Here is a 3,933-nt window from a genome sequence, read left to right on the forward strand (position 1 = left end):
GCTCTACGTGGCGCTGACCCGCGCCATCCATGCCTGCCACGCCCTGATCCTGCCGCAGGGCGATGCCAGTTCCGCAGGCAGCGGCAAAGCGATCAAGGCGACGGAAGCGCCGATCAATGCGCTTCCGGTCTTCAAGCTGTGGCAAGGCGCGTCCGCGGCGCAGGAACGGATCGGCCACGCCGAGGGCTGGGAGGCCCACGATGGATTGATCTGGAATTCCGGAACGGAGAAGGACGGCAGCCGCAGCGCCCGCCCGCTCCCGCCCGCGCCCTCCGGCCCGATGCCGATGCGTCACAGCTTTACCACGCTGTCTGGCGGCGGTCACCCGTCGATGGCGGAAGATGCGGGATCGGCCGAGGATGAGGAACCGACAGGATCCGGGGAAGACACTGGAATCGATGCCGGGGGCGAGACGCTTTCGGAGTTGCCGATCGCTTCCACCACGCACGACGCGCTGGAGGCGCTGGCGAAAGTGGCCGGCGTCGATTTCGGCAACGCCGTGCATGCGCTGTTCGAACGCCGCGTGCCGGGCAAATCGATTTCGGAAATGGACGTGCTGGCCGCGCTGAAGGAGCACGGCGTGCGGCTGCGTGGCGTCGAAGAGGCGCGGTTTTCGCGGGATCTGGCACGGCGTCTGCAGGACGTACTGGACACGCCGCTGCGCATGCGTGCCGACGAGCCGCCTGGCCCGAGGTTGTCGGATCTTGGTGCGGGCGACATGCGTGCCGAGATGGAGTTCAACTACCTGCTCGATGGCACCACGCTGCGCGCATTGCGCAAGGCCTGCGAGGCCAACGGCGAGCCGGGATTGGTGCCGAAGCGCGACCAGACGCTGGCGGGCGTGATGAACGGCAAGATCGACCTGTTGTTTGCCAGCGGTGGCCGCTACCACGTGCTGGATTACAAGGGCAACCGGCTGTCCGGCCCCGAGAGTCCGCGCCTGGAGGACTACGCACCGAAAGCGCTGGAGACGGAAATGCGCGAGAGCCGCTATCGGTTCCAGGCGCTGCTTTATACCGTCGCGGTCGAACGCTACCTGCGCTCGCGTCTTGGCGCCGCGTACCGGCGTGAGAAACATCTGGGCGACTGCTGGTATCTGTTCATCCGTGCGACCGGCCTGAGCCTTCCCGACGGAACCCCCTGCGGGGTCTGGCGCCATCGTTTCGGCGACGGCTTGCTCGACGCCGTGCAGGCGGTGCTGGGCTTGCCGCTGCGGGAGGCCGCATGAACGCGCGCAGCGCCGGAGGCGCGTTCGGGTTTGGCGCCGCCCATCCCGAATCGGGCTGGCCGGAGGCGTGGCGCCCGCTTGATCGCGCCGTCTGGCGCTGGGCGATCGCCCACGGGGGCGACGCGGCCACGGCCAACGCCGCGGCCTGGGCCAGCCTCGCGGAAGGTCGCGGCCACAGCGCGCTGCCGCTGTCGCAGCTGGCCGAAGACGGGTCGTCGCACCGCGTGGAAGCGCTGGCGCACAGTCCGCTGGTCGCGGTCGTCGCTGCCGAGGGTGCGGCGCCGGAAGCGGGACGCCCGTTCGTGCTCGATGGCGGCCATCTCTATCTGCTGCGCAACCACCGTGCCGAAGTCGAGGTGGCCAAGGCCTTGTCCTCCCGCCGCGACGCTGCCTCCGTACCGCGGTGTCCACTGTCCGACGACGATCTTCTGGCGTTGTTCAACGGCAGTCGGGTGGATGAGGAAGAACGCCAGCGTGACGCCGTGCGCCAGGCCATCGGCAAGCGCCTGATGGTGCTCACCGGCGGGCCCGGCACCGGCAAGACCACCACCGTGTTGCGCATGCTGATGGGCCTGTCGCGCGAGCACGAAGCGGCCGCCGGACGGCTGCCGCTGATTCGCCTCGCCGCGCCCACCGGCAAGGCTGCGCAGCGGCTTGCCTTGTCCCTGCTGCAGGGGAAGGCGCGCCTGTGCGGGGGAGCCTGCCCGATCGGCAGCGCGTGGATGCCGCATCTGGAGGCGGTCGTCTCGGCCGAATCCGGCACCGTGCATCGCCTGCTCGGCAGCCGCGGACGCCGCGGTGGCTTTGCCTTCCACGCCGGCGAGCGGCTTCCGGCCGACGTCGTGATCGTGGACGAAGCCTCCATGCTCGACCTTGGCCTGCTGCGCGCGCTGTTGACGGCACTGCGCGACGAGGCCGTGCTGGTGCTGGTGGGCGACGCCGATCAGCTCACCTCGGTGGGGACTGGCTCGATCATGATGGACATCGTCAAGGCATTGGAGTCCGACCCGCGCGGCGATCTGGTCCGGTTGGCCCATTGCTTCCGCGCCGATCGTCGGCTGGTGCCGGTCAACGAGGCCGTGCGTGCCGGCGATGTCGCGGCATTCGAGGACGCGCTGGTCGATGCCGGCAAACAAGTTGTGGCCACGGGCCATCCTGGCGCCTCCATCCATGAGGTCGCGGATGCCGGCCAGCTGCGACAGCGGCTGCGCGCGTGGGCCGATGGCCTGCGGCGCGCACTGGGGGCCGCCGACATCACGCAGCCGGTCGCGGCGACCGATCAGGAAGCGCTCGCCGGTCGGCTGGATGTCCTGCGCCGCCAGCAGCTGCTTTGCGCCCTGCGCGAGGGCAGGTTCGGTTCGATCCAGGCAGCAGAAGCCATTGCCGCCCGCCTGCGCAGCTGGGACGCTCTTGAACGCTGGAAGCAAAGCGACTGGTACCCGGGTCGCTGCGTGATCGTCACCCGGAACGACCACGCCGCGCGTCTGTACAACGGCGATGTCGGCCTATGCGTGCTTGTCGCGAGGAACGGAGCCGAACCGCTGCTGCAGGTCGTGTTCGAGGGCGCGCACGAGGCGGTTCCGGACGCGGACGTTCCGCCGAGACTCGAGGACACGCGAATGCGGCTGTTCGATCCCAATGCCTTGCCGGCGCACGAAGACGCCTTCGCGCTGACCATCCACAAGAGCCAAGGCTCCGAATACGATCACGTGGCGGTGCTGCTGCCGCCCGAGCAGAGCGCCCCCTTGCTGGCACGGCAGGTGCTCTATACGGGCCTGTCCCGGGCCAGGTTGTCGGTGGAACTGTGGGCGACCGAGGGCTCGATCCGCAGGGCCATCGCAAAGCCGATGCTGCGCCATGGCCGGCTGGCTGAACGGATCCGGGCCCGGTCGGGGTGATGGCGCCGGGGTGCGGCTTCGGCAAGGCCGAGGCAAGTTCGCTGCGTGAAGTGCTACAATGACCGGCTGGATGTCGGATTGTTTCTGGCTCCAGAGACAAGTCCGGCAAGGCGAGAGCCGGTCGGCGGCCCCAGTCGGGCTTTCGGCTTGCTCGCCGCTGTCATGGCGGTTTGATTTTCAAGGACATGGTTTCATGCTGATGCAACTGGTCAACGTGCTGTACGTGCTGATCGCCATCGCGATCATCGCCTTGGTGCTGCTGCAGCAGGGCAGTGGCGCACAGGCGGGCTCCGGCTTCGGCGGCGGCGCTTCCGCCACCGTGTTCGGCGCCCGGGGGTCCACCAATTTCCTGAGCAAGAGCACGAAGTGGCTGGCGGTGGCGTTCTTCGTCATCAGCCTCGGCATGGCGATGTATGCAAGCAGGCAGGCGAACCGCCAAGGTCCGGCTGGTGCACCGGATCTGGGCGTCATGGGCCAGCCTGCGGCGACGGCTCCGGCCGCTCCGGCCCCGGCTGCCGGCCCGCAGATTCCGACCGCGCCGGCGCAACCGGCGGCAGCGGCTCCTGCGGCTGCCGTTCCGGCCGCCCCTGCGGCGACCGCGCCGGCAGCGGCCCCGGCCGCTTCCGAACCGGCGCCGGCCACGCCTTCTCCCGCAGCGCCGGCGCAGGGCCGCTGAGAACCGGAGACTGATTTAAGATGCGCAGGGCGCGCATCGCAACGAATTGCCCAGGTGGCGGAATTGGTAGACGCACTACCTTGAGGTGGTAGCGGCTTAGGTCGTGGGGGTTCGAGTCCCCCCTTGGGCAC

At 69.2% G+C, this 3,933-nt stretch carries 3 protein-coding genes and 1 tRNA gene; all 4 read left to right on the forward strand.

Features of this window, described 5'->3' with window-relative positions; translation table 11 throughout:
- Positions 1–1,228 (forward strand): PD-(D/E)XK nuclease family protein (locus Q0X16_RS05220; RefSeq protein ID WP_297831510.1); only part of this gene is annotated, 1,228 nt, incomplete at its 5' end.
- Positions 1,225–3,126 carry an exodeoxyribonuclease V subunit alpha gene (recD, locus tag Q0X16_RS05225; protein ID WP_297831513.1) on the forward strand — a complete coding sequence of 634 codons (1,902 nt, stop codon included), beginning with the start codon at positions 1,225–1,227 and terminating at the stop codon, positions 3,124–3,126. The genes Q0X16_RS05220 and recD, both read left to right, overlap by 4 nt.
- Positions 3,127–3,319: 193 nt before the next feature.
- Positions 3,320–3,802: a preprotein translocase subunit SecG gene (gene secG, locus Q0X16_RS05230; RefSeq protein ID WP_297831515.1), complete on the forward strand. Its 483-nt coding sequence runs from the start codon at positions 3,320–3,322 to the stop codon at positions 3,800–3,802.
- Between the two features lie 48 nt (positions 3,803–3,850).
- Positions 3,851–3,932: transfer RNA gene (locus tag Q0X16_RS05235), tRNA-Leu, on the forward strand.
- The last annotated feature ends 1 nt before the right edge of the window (position 3,933 follow it).

Source organism: Thermomonas sp., assembly GCF_025993755.1.
Lineage (GTDB): Bacteria > Pseudomonadota > Gammaproteobacteria > Xanthomonadales > Xanthomonadaceae > Thermomonas.